This is a genomic window from Nocardiopsis sp. ATB16-24 (genome assembly GCF_030271535.1).
In the GTDB taxonomy this organism is placed as follows: Bacteria; Actinomycetota; Actinomycetes; order Streptosporangiales; family Streptosporangiaceae; genus Nocardiopsis.
In genome coordinates, this window is record NZ_JASCXJ010000002.1 from 139,164 (window position 1) to 158,678 (window position 19,515).

The following is a 19,515-nucleotide window of genomic DNA, read 5'->3' on the forward strand; positions in this document are numbered from 1 at the left end:
TCACCGGTCGTGGTGGACCGACGTCACTTCATCTTCTTGCCGGCGGCCTTCAGGTGCTGGGCGGCCTCCACGACGCGGGCGGCCATGCCGGCCTCGGCGGCCTTGCCGTAGGAACGCGGGTCGTAGGCCTTCTTGCTGCCGATCTCGCCGTCGATCTTCAACACACCGTCGTAGTTCTTCATCATGTGGTCGACCACGGGGCGCGTGTAGGCGTACTGCGTGTCGGTGTCGATGTTCATCTTCACCACGCCGTACTCGATGGCCTCGTGGATCTCCTCGATGGAGGATCCCGAACCGCCGTGGAACACGAAGTCGAACGCCTTGGCCTTGCCGTACTTCTCGGCGACGGCGTCCTGGGCGTTCTTGAGCACCGTCGGGCGCAGCTTCACGAAGCCCGGCTTGTAGGAGCCGTGCACGTTGCCGAAGGTCAGGGCCGTCATGTAGTAGCCCTTCTCTCCCAGACCGAGCACCTCGGCGGTGCGCAGCGCGTCCTCCGGCGTGGAGTACAGCTTCTCGTTGATCTCCCCGACGATGCCGTCCTCCTCACCGCCGACGACGCCGACCTCGATCTCCAGGATCGTGCGGGCGGCCTTGGAGTCGGCGAGAAGCTCCTCCGCGATCTGGAGGTTCTCCTCCAGCTCGACGGCCGAGCCGTCCCACATGTGGGACTGGAACAGGGGCTCCTGACCCTTGGCCACGCGCTCCTTGGAGATCTCCAGCAGCGGGCGGACGAAGCCGTCGAGCTTGTTCTTCGGGCAGTGGTCGGTGTGGAGGGCGATGTTCACCGGGTACTTGTCGGCCACGACACGGGCGAACTCGGCGAAGGCGACCGAGCCGGTGACCATGTCCTTGACCGTGGCGCCGGACAGGAACTCCGCGCCGCCGGTGGAAATCTGGATGATGCCGTCGCTTTCGGCCTCGGCGAAGCCGCGCAGGGCAGCGTGCAGCGTCTGGCTGGAGGTCACGTTGATCGCCGGGTAGGCGAAGCCCTCGGACTTCGCGCGGCTCAGCATCTCGGTGTAGACCTCGGGACTGGCGATAGGCATGCTTGTCTCTCCCTGAATCGGCCTGGAGCGAGCGGCCGCCGGTCTGGACCGGCGGCACACCACGTGCGTTGCCCGGTGGCGGTCCGGAGGCCGGGGGGTGACCCCCGAGATCGGGGCCGTGCGTCCGGGCGCGTCCACCGGGTGTCCTACAAGTATCCCGAATACCCCGAGCCCTTGGAAAGGTCTAGACCAGACTGTCCGCGGAGGCCCGGTGCGGACGGGGGATCGGAGTGTCCGCCACGACACCGCGAACCCTTGTGGGGACGGAGATACCGAGCTTCCTTTGTGACCGAATTTGTGGTGTCCAAGGAGCTTCCAGGCGACTGCTGTCGCTTTTTCCCGTGATACGCGCTACATTCAACGCCGTGGGAAGGCATAGGAATGATCCTCGCGGCGTTGGCCAGGTACTGGCCATCGTCGGGGCTGTCCTGCTCTTGATCACGCTTTTGGCCCTCGGCGGGTTCTTCTTGTACCGCTCGCTTCCGGGGACCAACGTGAGCGCCAACGCCTCCGGGGCGGGCACCGAGAGCGAGGACCCGACGAACATGGGTGTGCTGTACATCCGTGTCATCGGCGAGTCCAGCGATGTCTTCGTCCGCATCCCCGGTGGCGACGTCCTGCTCGACCAGGAGATGAGCCAGGGCCAGTCGGTGAACTACGCCAACGCCGACGAGGGCCTGGAGGTCACCATCGGCGAACCCGAGTCCGTCGAGGTCTTCGTCCATGGCGAGCGCCACGACATCTCCGGTGAGGAATCCGGGCACAGTTTCACGGTCGAGTGACCGAGGCGGCCGCCCCGTCCTTGGACGCGGGAACGCCCACCTGGCCACGGGCGCCGGTCACGGAGGCCGACGCCCCCGGTACGTCAGATGTCCAGGTCGGAGACCTCGTACACCGCCCGGTACTCCAACCCCTCCTTGACGATCCTCTCCCGCGCGCCCCGGTCGAGGATCAGCGCGACGGCCACGACCTCGGCGCCCTCCTCCCGCAGCGCCTCGACGGCCGTCATCACCGAGCCTCCCGTGGTCGAGGTGTCCTCCAGGGCCAGCACACGACGCCCCCGCACGTCGGCGCCCTCGATGCGCTTTTGCAGACCGTGGGCCTTGCCCGCCTTGCGGACCACGAAGGCGTCCAGCTTCCGTCCGCGCGCGTGCGCCGCGTGCAGCATGGCGGTGGCCACCGGGTCCGCACCGAGTGTCAGACCGCCCACCGCGTCGAACTCCAGGTCCGCGACATTGTCCAGCATGACCGCGCCGACCAGCGGTGCGGCCTCCCCGTCCAGGGTGACCCGACGCAGGTCGACGTAGTAGTCGGCCTCGACACCGGAGGACAGGGTCACCTTCCCGCGTACGACCGCCTTATCGTTGATGTGACGCAGGAGTTCATCACGTTCGCTCATGAGCACCGAGCCTAGAACACCGGGTGGAACGCACGACACCGCGGAGCCCGGTCGGATGGAGGACCATGACGCAGTCCGAGACCGCCGTTCGGGTCGAGACCACCGTGGACGGCAGGGAGGGCGCCGAACGGGTGGCGAGGTCGGTGGTCGAACACCGCCTGGCCGCGTGCGCCCAGGTGAGCGGTCCGATCACCAGCTTCTACCGATGGCAGGGACGGGTCCAGGCCGACGAGGAGTGGATGGTCGTGATCAAGACCTCCGCCGACCGGTTGGAGGATCTCACGTCGCACATCCGGGAGGTGCACCCCTACGACGTTCCCGAGGTCGTCGCCGTGCCCGTCACCGGAGGGAACCCCGCCTACCTGGAGTGGGTGCGCGACGAGACCAGGGAAGCCACCGCGTGATCGCCGTCCTGTTGCCCCCGACCCTGGGCGCCTCCACACGGCTGCCGGGACTGGCCGACGGTCTGCCCGACCACGGTTTCACCCCCGTGCGGCCCGAGGTGGACGGCGACGACCGGCCCCCGTACGGGACCCGTTACGTCGCACGCGCCAGCCTGGAGATCAACCGTCTGGTCGCCCCCCAGGCTCCGACCGCGCTGGTGGCCGAGGGGGGATCGGGCCCACTGGTGGGCGCGGTCGGGCAGGCCCAAAGGGCCGCCCATCGGCCGGTGTTCGGCTACGTGCTGGTGGACGCGTTCCTGCCCCAACCGGGCACCCCGACCCGGGCGGACATCGTCAGGTCCCAGAGCCCGGAGGGGGTGGAGGCGGGGACGGACGTCGAGGAGGAACCCGACGGGTACCGGACCGAACCGCTGCCGATGCTCTCGGACTGGCCGGACGCACCGTGTGGTTACGTCCTCACCGACCCCGACCTGGCCCACGTGGCGCGTCTGGCGGAGCTGCGTGGCTGGACCGTGCGCAGGACGGCCCCGGAGAAGGCCTCCGAGACCCTGGCCGGGCTGCTGACGGATCTGCGCGGCATGGCCTGAACGGGGTGGAACCCGACCCCGGTGGTCATCTCCACGGTGGAGAACCGGGTGACACGGCGGGAGCGTCGTTCAGCCGCGGACCTGGACGACCACCGTGCCCGCCGCCTTGTCGTGGAGGCACTGCCGGAACGTCTTGTCGCGCAGGGACCACAGGACGTTGGTCAGCGACCAGGGCAGGAGCCAGTTGATCAGGTTGGTGTGGCCGGGCGCGTAGAGCAGTGCCCGCACGAGCGCGCGGCCGGCGGTGACCCTTCCGCCTCCGTCGGCCCGCACCACCCACAGGTTGAGGATCAACTTGCCCAGCGACCGCCCCCAGAGGGTGACCTGCGACCACTCCAGCAGGAGGGGGAGCAGGAAGAAGTTGAAGACGTAGAAGACCGTGAAGACGTTCGAGGCGGTCCCCTCGATCTCGCCCCCGCCCACGGCCGCGCTGATGCCGGTTCCGGCCAGCATCATGAGGAACCAGAGCATGAAGAACAAGAGCGTGTCGATGAGCCGTGCCGCGAAGCGCAGGCTCGGTTCGGCCATCCCGATTCCGGGAGCGGCGGGGTTCCACTGCTCCGGGGCCGTGAGCATCGGGGCGGCCGGAGCCTGGTAGGGGGGAGCGTACCCCTGAGGGGCGGGCGCGGCGTGACCGGGATACGGGTACTGATGGTGGCCGGGGTGAGGGTGAGGGTGAGGGTGAGGGGGTGGCGGCCCCGCCCCCTGTCGCCACCCGGGTGGGGCGGCCGGAGGTGCGAGGTCCGGTCGGTCGCCCTGCTCGAAGGGCTGACGCTGGGGCTGCATGACACTCCCGCTTCTGTTCGGAGGATCGGCGCACCGACGGCCCGGGGGACGGACGGAGTCGGTGCCGCTCGTCGTGGGGTTGGCGCAGGGCGGTCCGGGCGGCCGTACGGCGCCGCCGCGGGCCGTTCACGCGCCGCGTCCGGCGTGCCGCTCGGCCGCGTACACCCCGAGCGGGGTCCGCCCTTCGTCACGACCACCGGACACCATCGGCGCGCTCGTGCCGATCTCACGCATGGCCTGGACCGATGGTTCGTGCCCACCGCGTCCTTCGGTGCCGGCGACCCGGCGCACCACCAGGCCCACGCCGATGGTCAGGACATCGGGCACGAGGGGAACGAAGGAGGCCGGCGGTCTCCGGCCCGCCGTGGTGAGCACATCGTAGTCGTCGGCCATCACCGCGACGCGCGGGCCCTTGCCCGATCCCCGCCCCTCGGATCCACGCCTCCGCCCTCGGGCGGACGCCCCTCCACCCTCCCGGCCACCGACCCGGCGCGCACACGGGCCGCCCGCGCACCCGCCCATGCGCCCCAGGGCACCACGTCGTGCGGGGTCCGACGCGGGTCCATGACCGCGAACACGGCTTCGTCGGAAGGAGCGGCGTTCCGCGAGATCCCTGATGACCGGCCGCAACAGGTCGGTCCCGCCGCACTCTCCGTCCTTTCCGGACCGGCGGACCCCGGTCCCGGACGGCCGGGTACGGAGAGCGCCACGCCGCCTGGGGCGAAAGTGGTCCCAGAGGCACCTGTGGGAACAGGGCCTCGGCGCACAACGATGTGTCCACGAATGGCGTCGGAGTGGTCCGACCCGCTCGACGTGTCGCCATGGACACGGGCGCCCGCGCCCGTCGCCCTCCGGTGAGCCGTGGCCATGGGGCCGCGCCCTCCACCACCCCTGACACGGCTCGGCTCCGCGGTCGGACCCCTCCTTTCCCGAACGGCCCACCGACGAGGGCGAGACGGAACCTCGCCCCCTGTCACGCTGTAGCGAGAAGGTGGCTCTCCGTGTGCGGAAGGGGAGCGCGAAACCACACGGACATTGGCTAGGCTGTGCCGGGTCATGGAAATGGCCCAGAGGACGACAGGGAAGGGGGGCGGTGTCAGTGGACCGTTGCGCGTTGTTCGTTGACGCGGGATATCTTCTCGCGGACGGCGCGATGGCCGTGCACGGAACCCGCAACCGGGACTCTGTCTCCTGGGACTACACCGGACTCGTCCAGTTCCTCAACGAGGTCGCGCGTGACCGTACAGGTCTGCCGCTCCTGCGTTGTTACTGGTACGAGGCCGTCGCCGATGATCGGCGAACCCAGGAGCAGGACGGCATCGCCGATATCCCCGGCATCAAGTTCCGCGCCGCGCGCATCAGGCCCGGCCGCCGGGAGGGCGTGGAGAGCTACGTCCAACGGGACCTCACCACGCTGGCCCGCACCGGTGTCCTGTGCGACGCCGTCCTGGTCAGTGGTGACGAGGACATGGCCCCCGTCGTCGCCGACGTGCAGGACATGGGCGTACGCGTCACCGTCGTGCACATCTCGGTCGAGGGGAACTGGACCATCTCCCGCTCCCTGCGCAGGGAGTGCGACGACCTCATCGAGATCGGCGCGGGACATCTGCGTCCGCACGTCACCCTGCTCTCCAGCGGCGGCTCCGCCCAGGAGACCGCGGCCAAGACCACCACGCCGTTCTCCAACGGCCGGGCCCGCTCGAGCCCTGAGACCCCCAGACAGCCCGTCACGGCCCAGCCCGGGGGCGGCCGTGTCGAGCCGGCCGCGTCCTCCTCCGCGGATCTGGAGGCGATGTTCGCCGGCACCGGTGGGCAGCCCGTCCCGCAGGGCAGCGCGATGGAGCAGTTGCGCGCCATGCGTCGGAGCCTCGCCCAGCAGCGCGGAGGCGGCGACCACCTGGCCGGATCGGCCGCGGAGGCCCAACAGTCCGGTGGTGTCGACGCCAACGGCTTCCCCTCCGGGGGGCAAAGACCACCGAACGTGGGGGGCAACGGCTCCTACCCCGGTGCCTCCATGGCCGGAGGACACCCGGGCCAGGGCGGGCAGGGGGGTGGCTACCCCGTCACCGGAGGCCATCAGTCGCTTCGCGGCGCCGACCAGTCGGGCTACGGGTTGCCCTCTCGGCAGGCGTCCGGTCCGGCGCAGTCCATGACCGGGCCCCAGCAGTCCTTCGCCGGCGGGACGGGCCCCCAACAGTCCTTCGCGGGCGGCAGCGGACCACAGCCCTCGTTCGCTCCGGACGCACAGCACGGCCAGCAGGGGCACGCGCCACCACAAAGAGGCGTCCCACCTCAGGACCCACGGTTCGGTGCGGGGGACAATCCCGGATTCGGTGGTGCAAACGACGCAAACCCTACCTATGGGACCAGTACGGAAACTGACACCGCCCACCGCGGTGGGGCAGCCTCCTCCTACGGGGGGCCGCCGCCTACTGGTCCCGAACACGCCGGCCGGTCCAGCACCGGCCACTACCAGGAACCGCGTCCCAGTCCTGGATATCCCCAGCGGACACGCTCCGCCGCGCATACCGTTGACGAAGCGGTGCATGTCGCGCACAAGGAAGGGAACGACTTCGCGGAGACGATCGCTCGCGAGGCGCCCGCCCTGTGGGTCGAGGCGGTCCTCGCCCGCAGACCGCGGATGCCCTCCGACCTGGAGGCCCGTCTGCTTCAGGGCTCCTCCCTGCCGATCGACTACCTGCTGCGCGACGAGGTCCGGGACGGGTTGCGCCAAGGGTTCTGGCAGGCGTTGGAGCGCGCCAGACCCTGACCTGAGCATGGGAGTGCGAGTGGGGGATGGGGGCGATGCGGTTGACCCACGTGACGACGGCGGAACTCGACCGCCTGGAATTTCACGCGGTCCGATCCGGTGAACACGAAGGCGTCGCCGCGGAGCTTTTGGACCTGGCCAACCGGGTCGACGCCGGAAGCGAGATCTCCCGCGCGGAACTGTTCGTGCGCGCGGGCGAACAGTGGGAGATGGCCCAGGAGTTCGAGAGGGCCTGCGCGGCCTACCAGCGGGCGATCGACGACGGCGGTCCCACGGTGATCGACGCCCACGCCCTCAGCGCCGGAGCGCTACTGCAACTGAACGAGGTCGAACGCGCCTACACCCACCTCAGGCGCCTTGAGTCGGAGGACCCCCCGGGATTGCAGACCTACATCCACGTCGCCGAGGCACTGTACGCCCATGACGACCTGGAGGGCGCCGAACGCTGGGCCACGCGCGGCGCGCGGCGCTTTTTGCGAATGGATCCCTCTCCCTACGTCCACGACCTGTTGTCGGAGTTACTGCGGATCCGCTTTCGCATCCGCGTCGACCTCGGTCTGGACGAGGACGCCCTGGACCGGCGGCTCGACGCGCAGTGACACCCCGTCGAGGCGGAACGGGGACGTGAGGTTTCCAACGTCCGTCCAGGGTGTGCGACACGCCCGGCCCCTTGCCTTCGCGAACCCGTGCGCGGGGCTTCTCCAAGGGGCCTCAGACGTGCGGACACCGGTCGTTCGGCAGACGTGTGCGGGCCTTCCCATACCACGCCCCGGGTGTGCTCCGACACCCGACTCACCCCTGACGATGCCCGCGACACGCCATTATCTTGCGGTGTACCGGGGTGCCATCCCCTAGATGTAGTATCTCTCCCGCTGGTGGTTCACCCCTCGGGGTGAGGCGAGAGGGAACCCGGTGCGAAACCGGGACTGCCCCGCAGCGGTGAGTGGAAGACCGCCACAGGTTCCGGACCGACCCCCAAGGAGACCTCCGGAACGGTGACCGTCCACAAGTCCGAATACCTGCCACCGGTGCGCACCGGAGCGTGCGCTGACGACGGGGGCTTCGAGGGTGAGCCGCCGCGCCCCGCCGGTTCCACGACCGTACGCACCCGGTGCGTCGGTCCACCGGCGTGCGACGCGCGCCTTGCTTTCTCGTGTCCCCTCCCCGCCGGGACTCTTCTATCGAGGTTGGAGCCGCTGTATGACCCTTGACGTCGAGGCCGTGCCCGCATCCGTCCGGACCGCCGGCGACGGTAATCCCCCCTCCGCCGTCGACAGGATCGAGCACGTCGTGACCGAGGCCTGTGAAAGGCTCACCGGTGTTTCGGCGGAGAAGGTCCTCACCGAGGCCCGTCGTGGCTTCTATCCGGGTATCTCCGACTCCGAGGTGGAGTTGGCCCTGATCATGGCCGCCCGCAGCTTCGTGGAGGTGGACCCCGACTACTCCTACGTGGCCGCCCGCCTGCTGCTGGACAAGCTGCGCCGCGAGGCCCTCACCTTCATCAGCGGTGCCCCCGACACCGCCGGACAGGCCGAGATGGGCGAGCGCTACGCCGCCTACCTGACCGCCTACGTCGGCCGTGGTGTCGAACTCGGCCAGCTCGACCCCGCGCTGGCCGGGTTCGACCTGGCCCGCCTGGGCGCCGCCCTGCGCCCCGAGCGCGACGAGCGGTTCACCTTCCTGGGTCTCCAGACCCTCTACGACCGCTACTTCCTGCACAACGACGAGGTGCGCTACGAGCTGCCGCAGGCGTTCTTCATGCGTGTGGCCATGGGCCTGGCCCTCAACGAGGACGACCGCGAGGCTCGCGCCATCGAGTTCTACGAGCTGCTGTCCTCGTTCGACTTCATGGCCTCCACACCCACCCTGTTCAACGCGGGCACCGTGCGGGCGCAGCTGTCCTCCTGCTTCCTCACCACCATCGGCGACGACCTCCAGGCGATCTTCCACGGCATCAGCAACAACGCGATGCTGTCCAAGTACTCCGGTGGTCTCGGTAACGACTGGACCCCGGTGCGCGGGCTGGGCGCGCACATCAAGGGCACCAACGGCAAGAGCCAGGGCGTCGTCCCGTTCCTGAAGATCGCCAACGACACCGCCGTGGCGGTCAACCAGGGCGGCCGTCGCAAGGGCGCGGTCTGCGCCTACCTGGAGACCTGGCACATCGACATCGAGGAGTTCCTCGACCTTCGCAAGAACACCGGTGACGAGCGCCGCCGCACCCACGACATGAACACCGCGAACTGGGTTCCGGACCTGTTCATGCAGCGTGTGGAGCAGGGCGGCACCTGGACCCTGTTCTCGCCGGACGAGGTCCCCGACCTGCACGACAAGTACGGTGCCGAGTTCGCCGAGGCCTACACCCGCTACGAGGCGGAGGCCGAGGCCGGCCGGATCAAGGTCTTCAAGCGGCTTCCGGCCGTCGACCTGTGGCGGCGCATGCTCACCATGCTGTTCGAGACCGGGCACCCGTGGATCACCTTCAAGGACCCGTCCAACCTGCGCTCGCCGCAGCAGCACGTGGGCGTGGTGCACTCCTCCAACCTGTGCACCGAGATCACGCTGAACACCAGCGCCGACGAGGTCGCCGTATGCAACCTGGGCTCGGTCAACCTGGCCCAGCACGTGGGGCCGGAGGGCCTGGACGCCGAGCGCCTGCGTCGCACCGTCCGCACCGCCGTGCGCATGCTCGACAACGTCATCGACGTGAACTTCTACACCATCCCCGAGGCGCGCCGCGCGAACATGCGCCACCGTCCCGTGGGGCTGGGCCTGATGGGTTTCCAGGACGCCCTGTTCAAGCTGCGCAGGCCCTTCGCCTCCCAGGGCGCGGTGGAGTTCGCCGACCAGAGCATGGAGCTGATCAGCTACCACGCCATCGAGGCCTCCATGGAGCTGGCCGCCGAGCGCGGCTCCTACGAGACCTTCGAGGGCTCCCTGTGGAGCCAGGGCGTCCTGCCGATCGACTCGGTGCGGCTGCTGGCCGAAGCACGCGGTGGCGATCTGGAGATGGACCGGGGACGGACCCTGGACTGGGACTCGCTGCGCGAGCGCGTCAAGACCACCGGCATGCGCAACTCCAACGTGATGGCCATCGCCCCGACCGCGACCATCGCCAACATCACCGGTGTGAGCCAGTCGATCGAACCGGTCTACCGCAACCTGTTCGTCAAGTCGAACATGTCCGGTGACTTCACCGTGGTCAACCCCTACCTGGTGCGGGACCTGAAGGCGCGCGGCCTGTGGGACGAGGACATGGTCTCGCAGCTGAAGATGCACGACGGCAGTCTCGGCGCCATCGACCGTGTGCCCGCCGACCTGAAGGCCCTGTACGCCACGGCGTTCGAGGTCGACCCCGAGTGGTTGGTGGACGCCGGCTCACGTCGTCAGAAGTGGATCGACCAGGCCCAGTCGTTGAACCTGTACATGGCGGCTCCCAGCGGGCGCAAGCTCGACGCCCTGTACCGCCGTGCCTGGCGCTCCGGCCTCAAGACCACCTACTACCTGCGTTCGCAGAGCGCCACGCACGTGGAGAAGAGCACTCTCAAGGGCACCGACGGCCGTCTCAACGCGGTCGCCGCCACCCCCGCGGCCTCTCCCTCGCCGAGCCCCGCCCCGTCCCCGGCTCCGAGCCCCGCCCCCGTGCCCGCCCCCGTGCCCGCCTCCGGTGGCCGGAACGCGGCGGAGGAGGACGAGTTCGAGATCGTCGAGGGTCAGGCCTGCTCGATCGAGGACCCCGAGTGCGAGGCCTGCCAGTAAAGGACCTCCCCGGCGGCCGCACGCGCGGCCGCCGGCGCACGGTTCCAGTCCCTGTCACACCAACGATGTGTCCGGCATGACCGGAGAACGGAAAAACCCCAGTATGACCGCAGTTTCGGAGAACAGCGCGAGCATCACCAGCGGCCTCGGCGAGATCGAGCGCGACGCCGCCCGGGTCAGCGTCGACGACAAGGCGATGATCAACGCCCGCGCCGACGTCAACCAGCTGCTTCCGCTCAAGTACACGTGGGCGTGGGAGAAGTACCTCGCGGGCTGCAACAACCACTGGATGCCCACCGAGGTCGCCATGCAGGCCGACATCGCGCTGTGGAAGTCCCGGGACGGGTTGACCGACGACGAGCGCCTGATGCTCAAGCGCAACCTCGGCTTCTTCGCCACGGCCGAGTCGCTGGTGGCCAACAACATCGTGTTGGCCGTGTACCGGCAGCTGACCAACCCCGAGTGCCGTCAGTACCTGCTGCGCCAGGCGTTCGAGGAGGCGGTGCACACCCACACCTTCCAGTACATCTGTGAGAGCCTCGGCCTGGACGAGGGCGAACTCTTCAACATGTACCGGGAGGTGCCCTCGATCACGGCCAAGGACGCCTGGGCGCTCAAGTACACCCAGAACCTGGAGAACCCGGACTTCCGTACGGGCACCCCGGAGGCGGACCAGGCCTTCCTGCGCGACCTCGTGGCCTTCTACGTGATCTTCGAGGGCATGTGGTTCTACACCGGATTCGCGCAGATCCTCTCGCTGGGCCGGCGCAACAAGATGGTCGGCATCGCCGAGCAGTACCAGTACATCCTGCGGGACGAGTCGATCCACCTGAACTTCGGTATCGACGTGATCAACCAGATCAAGATCGAGAACCCGCACCTGTGGACCGAGGAGTTCCAGGCCGAGATCCGGCAGATGCTCATCGAGGCCTGTGAGCTGGAGGTGGCCTACGGTCGCGAGACCATGCCGCGCGGTGTGCTCGGACTCAACGCCGAGCTGTGCGAGAAGTACATGCACTTCATCACCGACCGCCGTGCCGAACAGATCGGTCTGGCGCCCATCTTCGGCGAGACGGAGAACCCGTTCCCGTGGATGAGCGAGATGATGGACCTCCAGAAGGAGAAGAACTTCTTCGAGACCCGGGTGATCGAGTACCAGACCGGCGGCGGCCTGGACTGGGACTGACCGGCGGAGCAGGATCGGGGTCCCGCTTCGGCGGAGCGGTGGCCCCTGCGGGGAACCGCGGGAGGAGGCTGCTTCTCCCGCGGTGGCGGCCCCGGGACGTGGCGCGTGTCCCGGGGCCGCGCCCTTTCCTCACGGAGACTCCCCTTCGAGTCTTCGTCGGCCCGTCCGCCTTGATACGGAGGTCGTTCTCTCCACTTTCTCGGAAAAAGGACCACGTGGTCTCCTTGTGGTCGCTCATCGCGGCCTCTTTTCCTTGAGAGCCGGGGAATGCCGGAGCGGGCGGGGGTCGCGAGGGGAACGTCCTCCTCGGGTCCCCTGGGTGTTCACCGGGGAGGGCGAGGGGCGACCTCGAACGAGGCAGAAGGGATGACGTGCCGGCCGGAGCCCCGGCCTCCGGTCCGTCGTGCCGCTTCCTTTTACCGGTGTCGCGTGTCCCTCGAACGTGAGAGAGCCTGCACGACTTCTCGGGAACCGGAACGCGAAAGGGACCTCGAAAAAAGAGATCCGCCGCGATTCCCCTCTGGAACGAGCGTGACGGAAGCGCCCTCCGAAGGGCCAGGGCACACCGTCATGGCGCGACAGACGGGTCCGGCCGTCGTCCCCAAAGGACTCGGCGAGGTATCGAAACGGTGTTCGTTCCACGCGTCGAGTTTGTGATCCAGGTAACAGGGGGCAGGGATCCTCCGCCGTATTCGTGAGCCGGCGCGTCGGGACCGACCCGCGCGCGGGGAAAGGAGGAGCCGGTCGTGGACGATTCCGTGGTCTGGTCCATGGTGACCTTCGGCCTGTATCTCGCCGCCATGGTGGCCATCGGGCTCTGGGCCTACAAGAACACCGCCTCGCAGTCGGACTTCGTGCTCGGAGGGCGGCGGCTCAACAGCTGGGTGGCGGCCCTGAGCGCCAACGCCAGCGACTTCAGCGGGTGGCTGCTGCTCGGCCTGCCCGGCGCCATCTACGTCTCCGGACTGGGGGAGGCCTGGATCGCCGTGGGCCTGGCCTGCGGCTTCGCCGGAAGCTGGATCATCCTCGCGCCCCGGCTGCGCGTGTACACCGAACGCGTCACCGACTCCCGGGCCGGAGGCGACTCCGACTCCCTGACCCTCTCCTCCTTCCTGGAGAACCGCTTCAACGACCCCACCCGCCTGCTGCGTGGGGTCTCCGCGGCCCTCATCCTCGTCTTCTACTTCTTCTACGTCGCCTCCGGCCTGGTGGCCGTGGCCGCCCTGTTCGACCAGGTCTTCGGCCTGGACCCCGGGCCCGCCATCGCCATCGGTGTGGGCATCATCGTGCTCTACACCGTGCTGGGCGGTTTTCTCGCCGTGTCGATGACGGACGTGGTGCAGGCGGCCATGATGTGGCTGGCCCTGCTGATCGTCCCGGTCATCGCGCTCACCGCGCTCGGCGGTTTCGGCGGTCTGTCCGAGGGGGTCTCGGAGAGGAGCACAGGACTGTTGTCGGCGGTCGGCGGCACCGCCCTCGACGCGGACCTGGGTCGGTGGGTGAGCACCGAGACCCTCGGCTGGGTCGTCATCGTCTCCGGTCTGGCATGGGGCCTGGGCTACTTCGGCCAACCGCACATCCTCGCCCGTTACATGGGCATCCGCTCGGTTCGGGACATCCCCAAGGCCGCCGTGGTCAGTGTGACCTGGGCGGTCACCGCCATGTTCCTGGCCGTGACGGTCGGCTTCGTCGGCATCGCCCACTTCGACACCCCCCTCGCCGACCCCGAGCAGGTCTTCCCCCGTCTGATCGAGTCCCTGACGCACCCGCTGGTCGCCGGGCTGCTGCTCGCCGCGATCCTCGCCGCGGTCATGAGCACCGCGGACTCACAACTGCTGGTCGCCGCCTCGGCGCTCACCGAGGACGGCTACAAGGCCTTCGTGGACCGGGACGCCCACCCGAGGACGCTGCTGTGGATCAGTCGTCTCACCGTGGTGGCCGTGGCCCTGGCCGCCGCCGCCATCGCCCTGTGGGGAGACCGGTCGGTGATGGACCTGGTCGGTTACGCCTGGGCCGGGTTCGGGGCGGGCTTCGGTCCGGTGCTGGTGCTCTCGGTGTTCTGGAGGCGTATGACCTGGTCCGGCGCGCTCGCGGGCATGGTCGCGGGCGGTACGACCGCGATCCTCTGGGACCTCATCGACGAGCGGTTCCTCGGCCTTGGTCTGTACGCCATGGTCCCCGCGGTCGTCCTGAGCGTCGCCGCCATCCTCGTCTTCAACGGTCTGGCCAGGGTCAGCCCCCGGATGGAGAGCGACTTCGACCGTGTCGAGGCCGAAGTCCGCGGGGTCGGCTCCGGTTCCTCCTCCGGTGAGGGGGCCAGGCTCTGACCCTCCCCACCGAGGCCACGGCCCCGGCAGGACCGTCTGCCGGGGCACGCACGCCCTGGTTCCCGGTTTCGGGTGTCCGTTCGGGTGCCCGATTCCTGGCGCTCTGGCGCGCTCGCCCCTGAAACGGTAGAACGGTGACATGTCGTCACTGACGGAACATCCAGCCGTGTGGACCCGGACCGACGTCCCCGAAGGGCTCGGTCTGGGAACGCTCATCCCCGAGCCCGACGGTTACCGACTGGAGGCCGGGGAGACCGTCGTCATGGGGGAGGAGCGGTTCCTCACCCGCTTCACCGTCCGTACCGACCTGGCGTGGACCACACGCGGGGTGCGCGCCGAGGTCCTGTCCTCCCAAGGGCTGGAGAGCATCGCCCTCCACGTCCAGGGCGGCCACTGGACCGACGCCGAAGGCACGCCCCTGCCCGACCTGGTGGGCTGTCTGGACGTGGACGTGGCGGCCACCCCGCTCACCAACACCCTCCCGATCCGGCGTCTGGGCCTGCGACCGGGCGAGCACCGCGACATCCAGGTGGCCTGGATCGACATCCCCTCCCTCCGGGTGCGCAGAGTCCGCCAGCGTTACATTCGCCACCCCGCGGAGGAGGGCCTGGAACGCTACACCTACCGTGACCCCCTCTACCGCGAGTACCGGCTGTCGGTGGACGGCGACGGCGTGGTCGTCGACTACGAGCGTTTCGCCCGTCGTCTGCGCAGTGGCGTGTGAGGGGCACGGCGCGTCCCTCGCCGTGCCGTCCGTCCCTCGCCGCCGCCCTCCCTCCGGCATGCCCGACCTCCACCCTGATCCCGCTCCGAACCGCCGAAGAGGCGATAATCAGCAGGCACACCACCACATCCACGGGGGACCGCAGTGACCGACAACGAGTTGAGCCATGCCCGTCGCGACATCATCCGAGACCTCGCGGTCTCCGAGCACTTCGACGTGGACGTCGAGATCGAACGGCGCGTGGCCTTCCTCGCCGAGAGGCTGATCTCCACCGGTTCCACCGCACTGGTCCTGGGCGTCAGCGGCGGGGTCGACTCGCTCACCGTGGGTCGACTGTGCCGCATCGCGGTGGACCGTGCCCGGGAGAACGGTCACGAGTGCGAGTACGTCGCCATGCGTCTTCCGTACGGTGAACAGAAGGACGAGGACGACGCGGCCCGCGCGGTGGCCTTCACCGCTCCGGACCGTTGTCTCACCGTCGACGTCAAGCCCGCCACCGACACCATGGCCGAGACCCTGGCCGCCGCCGGTCTGACCTACGACAGCGACTCCTCCGAGGACTTCGTCCTGGGCAACGTCAAGGCCAGGCAGCGCATGATCGCCCAGTACGCGGTCTCCGGCGCCGTACGCGGGCTGGTGGTCGGCACTGACCACGCGGCCGAGGCGGTCACCGGTTTCTTCACCAAGTACGGCGACGGCGGTGTGGACCTCGTCCCGCTGGCAGGCCTGACCAAGCGTCGGGTGCGCGCGATCGTCGCCGCGCTGGGCGCCCCCGAGGACCTCGTGAACAAGGTGCCCACCGCCGATCTGGAGACGCTCACACCCCAGCGGTCGGACGAGGAGGCGCTCGGTCTGACCTACGAACAGATCGACGACTTCCTGGAGGGGCTTCCGGTACCGGAGCACGTGGAGGAGACCCTGGTGGGCCAGTACCGCAGGACCGCGCACAAGCGGGCCATGCCCACCACTCCCTGAGCCGCTTCGACACACGGACGTGCCCGTACGCGGTACCGTGTGCGAGACCTTCTCGGGAGGGAGGAGGCCGTCCCTGGGACGACCTCCTCCCTCCGTGTTCCACCCCATGGTGGTGCAGACACCACCCTTCGTGGGCGGGTCGGCCGCCGGCCCAAGAGTGGCGCCAGAACCATGGCGACCGCGGTCGGTCCAGGCCTAGGGTCGTCACGACGCGTCATCGGCCCTGGAGTTGGCGCGAACACGCCACCGGACACGTGCGAGAGCGTGCCCCCATCCCCTGACCCGGTGCGGTGGAATCCCTGTGCGCACGCGTGCCCAGGACGTTCCCGCACGGGAAGACCAAGGAGCGGACGATGACCGTGAGCGCAGAACAGGAACCCGGAGGCGCGCCGCCGGCGTACCCCACCGCCACCGTGGCGGCGGCCCCCTCCCGGCCGCCGTCGGACACGGGCAGGGACAGGTTCCTCGACGTCGTCCGGCTCTTCGTCATGGCCCTGGTGGTCCTCCAACACTGGTGGCTGCCCGTCCTGGTGCGGGAGCAGGGCGGCCTCGACGCGGGCAGCGTCCTGACCTCCGAGGGCGGTTTCCTCCTGACCTGGGTCTCCCAGGTCATGCCGCTGATCTTCTTCGTCGGCGGCGCGGCCAACATGATCAGCTGGCGCTCGGCCCGTGGGCGGGGCGTGCCCGCGTCCACCTGGTTCGCCCGGCGGCTGCGCAGGCTCGCCTGGCCGGTGGTGCCGTTGGCGGTGGTGTGGATCGCGGCCTCGCACCTGCTGGTCCTGGGGGGCTCTCCCGTCCAACCGGTGCTCGTGGGCGCCGGGGCGGCGGGCATGGTGCTGTGGTTCCTGGCCGTGTACGTGCTGGTGGTCGTCGCGACCCCCGTGCTGGTCCGGGCGCAGGAGCGGTTCGGTGGATGGGTGCCGGTCGCGTTGTTGGGCGCCGCCGCGGTCGTGGACCTGACCCGGTTCGGAACGGACACGCAGTGGGTCGGCTATCTGAACGTGGCGTTCGTGTGGCTGGGTGTGCACCAGTTCGGTTTCGCCTACGCCCGCGGCACGATCCGCCGCCGTCACGCCGCGATGATGGCGGCGGGAGGCGGCCTGGCCGCGCTCGCCCTGGTGTTCGTCGGCCCGTACTCGCTGAACATGACGGGTGTCTTCGCCGCCGAGGACTCGAACGTGGCCCCGCCCACCCTGGTGCTGGCGGCGGTCGGCGTGCTCCAGGTCGGCGTCGCGGTGCTGTCGCGGGAACGGATCAGCGCGTGGACGCGGCAGCCGGGGCCGGCACGCCTGTTGGACCGTGTGTGCCCGCAACTGATGACGGTCTACCTGTGGCACATGCTGCCGATCAGTGTGGTGGCGGGCGTGGTGGTGTTCGGCCTGGGGATCGACACTCCGGAGCCGATGACGGGCCTGTGGCTGCTGTGGGGGCTGCTGGGCGCGGCGGTGCTGTTGCCGCTGATCGTGCCGCTGGCGCACTGGGCGGTGCGGTTCGAGACCCCGCCCGTGGCGCTGGAGGGCTCCCCCGGCATGGTCCGTGTCCTGATCGCGGCGGCCCTGATCGGCGGCGGGATGTTGACACTGACGGTGTGCGGACTGGGCCTGGGCCTGTCGCCGTTGCTCGGACTGCTGGCCGTGGTGGCGGGTGTGACGCTGACGAGGGACCCCGGCGGCGGTTGACGGACACGGTGCCGCCCGTGGCGGTGAGGGTGTGGTGGTGCGCTTCGTATCGGGTAGGCGAGATCGCATGGACCCGACACGTATCGCCTTCGAGGAACAGGGGAGCGGCAGCCCTCTGGTCCTCCTCCACGGCCTCGGCGACCGACGTCAGAGCTGGACCTCGGTGACGGACCTGCTCGCCGAGCACCACCGCGTCGTCTCCGTGGACCTGCCCGGGTTCGGCGCCACGCCCGCGCCCGCCCAGGACGAGCCCTACGACGTCCTCACCATGGCCGACGACGTCCAGAGGTTCTGTGAACTGCACGGATGGGACCGCCCACACCTGGCGGGCAACTCGCTCGGCGGGTCGATCGCCCTGGAACTGGGTGTGCGGGGCGTGGCCGCCTCGGTGACGGTGTTCTCCCCGGCCGGGTTCTCCGGCGACCTCGCCCGGTTCGGACTGCGTACGGTCGGAGCCCTGTCCCGGCTCGCGACCCATGTCCCGATGCCGGTCAAGGAGCGCCTCGCCGACACCGCCCCGGCCAGGGCCGTCGCGCGGATCGCCCTACGCGGCGACCCTTCCTCCCCCTCGGCCAAGGCCACCCGGTTCAGTGTCAGGGGGTTGCGGAAGGGATCTCCCTACATCCGGCTGGTGCCGCTGATCGCCGAGTACGAGTTCACGGCCCGACCCATCGAGTGTCCCGTCACCATCGCCTGGGGAGACCGGGACCGGACGCTCCTGCCGTCCAGTGCCCTCCAAGCCCACCGACGGGTGCCCAACGCGCGGATGGTCTCGTTGATCGGCAGCGGACACATCCCCATGGCGGATGATCCGGTCACGGTCGTCGAGCACATCCGGTGGACCTGTCGCGCCGCCGAACGCGGCGGAGCCAGGGTCGCCGAGCGCAACGCCGCGGGTAGGGGTGGGGAGGCTAACAGCTGAAACCGCCGTCGGCGCTGATCACCTGTCCGGTGATCCACGCGGCCTCGTCGGTGGCCAACCACGCCATCAGCCTCGCCGGGTCGTCCGGCGTCCCCACCCTTCCCATGGGGAAGCGGGGAAGGAGGCGCCCCATGAGTTCGTCGTCGATGTAACCGGTCTGCACCGGCCCGGGGTCGACGGTGTTCACGGTGATGCCCCGGGGCCCCAGTTCGACGGCCAGGGTGGGCGTGATCTGGGCCAGGACGGCCTTGGCCGACGCGTACGCCACCTCACCCGGCATACCGCCGTGGATCTGCCCGGAGGTCATGAACAGGACCCGGCCCCCGCGACGGCCGTCGTGCCGTGCGGCGAAGGCCTGGGCGAGCAGGAGGGGAGACCGGGCGTCCACCGCCCAGTGTCCGTCGAGCATCTCCGGAGTGACCCCGTCGAGCGGCGCGTCCCCACCGCTGCGGGCGTGATTGGCCACGAGGACGTCGAGGTGACCGAACTCGTCGACGGTCGCCTCGACCACCCGTGCGGACGCCTCGGGGTCCTCCAGGTCCGCAGCGACGTCGGCCACGCGTGCGTGGGGATCGCCGAGCACGGCGCGCACTCCATCGAGGACGGCGTCGATGTCGTCACCGCCCCAGGGGAGTGCGACGTCGTGCGGCCGGTAGTGGTGCACCATCACCGAGGCGCCGTGGGCGGCCAGACGCCGGGCGATGGCGTAGCCGATACCGCCGCGCCTGCCGGCCCCCGTCACCAGGGCGGTCCGGTCGCGTAGGGGGAGGGGGTCGCGGGCGAGGTCGTCCTCCTGGGAGTGTGCCGGGGAACGCGCATGGGACATGGGAATCCTCCTGAGCAGTCGGGACGGGCGGTCGACGGTGTCGCCCCCAGGGGTGGCGCCACCGCCCGTGGGCGAGGGTGACTCTGTCAGACCGGAGCGCCCCTCGCACGAGGTTTTCCGGAGGC

At 69.6% G+C, this 19,515-nt stretch carries 17 protein-coding genes and 1 riboswitch; of the genes, 12 read left to right on the forward strand and 5 right to left on the reverse strand.

Translation table 11 applies throughout. From position 1 onward, the window contains the following. Positions 1-23: 23 nt before the first annotated feature. On the reverse strand, positions 24-1,046 hold the full coding sequence (gene fbaA, locus PFX91_RS02710; RefSeq protein WP_285729146.1) for a class II fructose-bisphosphate aldolase: 1,023 nt from the start codon (positions 1,044-1,046) through the stop codon (positions 24-26). Positions 1,047-1,453: 407 nt separating this feature from the next. Here fbaA and PFX91_RS02715 point away from each other — a divergent pair, with 407 nt between their 5' ends. Next, on the forward strand, positions 1,454-1,828 hold the full coding sequence (locus PFX91_RS02715; RefSeq protein ID WP_285729536.1) for a RodZ domain-containing protein: 375 nt from the start codon (positions 1,454-1,456) through the stop codon (positions 1,826-1,828). 83 nt (positions 1,829-1,911) lie between these two features. On the opposite strand, the gene pyrE is transcribed toward PFX91_RS02715, so the two are convergent. Beyond that, positions 1,912-2,445 carry an orotate phosphoribosyltransferase gene (gene pyrE / locus PFX91_RS02720; RefSeq protein ID WP_285729147.1) on the reverse strand — a complete coding sequence of 178 codons (534 nt, stop codon included), beginning with the start codon at positions 2,443-2,445 and terminating at the stop codon, positions 1,912-1,914. A 65-nt stretch (positions 2,446-2,510) separates the two neighbouring features. On the opposite strand from pyrE, the gene cutA reads away from it, so the two are divergent. Both cutA and PFX91_RS02730 read left to right on the forward strand, forming a co-directional pair. Continuing rightward, a complete protein-coding gene (gene cutA / locus PFX91_RS02725) occupies positions 2,511-2,849 on the forward strand; it encodes a divalent-cation tolerance protein CutA (RefSeq protein WP_285729149.1) in 339 nt (112 codons plus the stop codon). Continuing rightward, a complete protein-coding gene (locus tag PFX91_RS02730) occupies positions 2,846-3,436 on the forward strand; it encodes a hypothetical protein (RefSeq protein ID WP_285729150.1) in 591 nt (196 codons plus the stop codon). Before cutA ends, PFX91_RS02730 begins: the two co-directional genes overlap by 4 nt. 69 nt (positions 3,437-3,505) lie before the next feature. Here PFX91_RS02730 and PFX91_RS02735 read toward each other — a convergent pair whose 3' ends face one another. Together PFX91_RS02735 and PFX91_RS02740 are read right to left on the reverse strand one after the other, a co-directional pair. Next, entirely contained in the window at positions 3,506-3,964 is a 459-nt protein-coding gene (locus PFX91_RS02735; RefSeq protein WP_285729151.1) for an RDD family protein, read from the reverse strand. Between the two features lie 384 nt (positions 3,965-4,348). Beyond that, positions 4,349-4,615 carry a hypothetical protein gene (locus PFX91_RS02740; protein ID WP_285729152.1) on the reverse strand — a complete coding sequence of 89 codons (267 nt, stop codon included), beginning with the start codon at positions 4,613-4,615 and terminating at the stop codon, positions 4,349-4,351. Between the two features lie 706 nt (positions 4,616-5,321). Between PFX91_RS02740 and PFX91_RS02745 the strand changes: the two genes are divergently transcribed. From PFX91_RS02745 to PFX91_RS02785, 9 genes are all read left to right on the forward strand, one after another. Further along, entirely contained in the window at positions 5,322-6,992 is a 1,671-nt protein-coding gene (locus PFX91_RS02745) for an NYN domain-containing protein (protein WP_285729537.1), read from the forward strand. 26 nt (positions 6,993-7,018) lie between these two features. Further along, a complete protein-coding gene (locus tag PFX91_RS02750) occupies positions 7,019-7,591 on the forward strand; it encodes a tetratricopeptide repeat protein (RefSeq protein ID WP_285729153.1) in 573 nt (190 codons plus the stop codon). 260 nt (positions 7,592-7,851) lie between these two features. After that, a riboswitch (cobalamin riboswitch) is annotated at positions 7,852-8,033 on the forward strand. A 159-nt stretch (positions 8,034-8,192) separates the two neighbouring features. Further along, positions 8,193-10,751 carry a ribonucleoside-diphosphate reductase subunit alpha gene (locus PFX91_RS02755; protein ID WP_285729154.1) on the forward strand — a complete coding sequence of 853 codons (2,559 nt, stop codon included), beginning with the start codon at positions 8,193-8,195 and terminating at the stop codon, positions 10,749-10,751. A 103-nt stretch (positions 10,752-10,854) separates the two neighbouring features. After that, entirely contained in the window at positions 10,855-11,937 is a 1,083-nt protein-coding gene (locus tag PFX91_RS02760) for a ribonucleotide-diphosphate reductase subunit beta (RefSeq protein ID WP_285729155.1), read from the forward strand. 770 nt (positions 11,938-12,707) lie between these two features. After that, on the forward strand, positions 12,708-14,264 hold the full coding sequence (gene putP / locus PFX91_RS02765; protein WP_502888247.1) for a sodium/proline symporter PutP: 1,557 nt from the start codon (positions 12,708-12,710) through the stop codon (positions 14,262-14,264). Between the two features lie 139 nt (positions 14,265-14,403). After that, positions 14,404-14,988, forward strand: coding sequence for a putative glycolipid-binding domain-containing protein (locus PFX91_RS02770; RefSeq protein ID WP_285729157.1), 585 nt, complete (start codon positions 14,404-14,406; stop codon positions 14,986-14,988). Between the two features lie 144 nt (positions 14,989-15,132). After that, a complete protein-coding gene (nadE, locus tag PFX91_RS02775; RefSeq protein WP_285729158.1) occupies positions 15,133-15,963 on the forward strand; it encodes an NAD(+) synthase in 831 nt (276 codons plus the stop codon). Positions 15,964-16,316: 353 nt separating this feature from the next. Then, a complete protein-coding gene (locus PFX91_RS02780; protein ID WP_285729159.1) occupies positions 16,317-17,642 on the forward strand; it encodes an acyltransferase family protein in 1,326 nt (441 codons plus the stop codon). A 67-nt stretch (positions 17,643-17,709) separates the two neighbouring features. After that, positions 17,710-18,564, forward strand: coding sequence for an alpha/beta fold hydrolase (locus tag PFX91_RS02785; protein WP_285729161.1), 855 nt, complete (start codon positions 17,710-17,712; stop codon positions 18,562-18,564). Here the strand turns inward: PFX91_RS02785 and PFX91_RS02790 are convergent. Further along, positions 18,554-19,390, reverse strand: coding sequence for an SDR family oxidoreductase (locus PFX91_RS02790; RefSeq protein ID WP_285729162.1), 837 nt, complete (start codon positions 19,388-19,390; stop codon positions 18,554-18,556). The two genes, PFX91_RS02785 and PFX91_RS02790, sit on opposite strands and share 11 nt — an antisense overlap. Positions 19,391-19,515 lie beyond the last annotated feature (125 nt).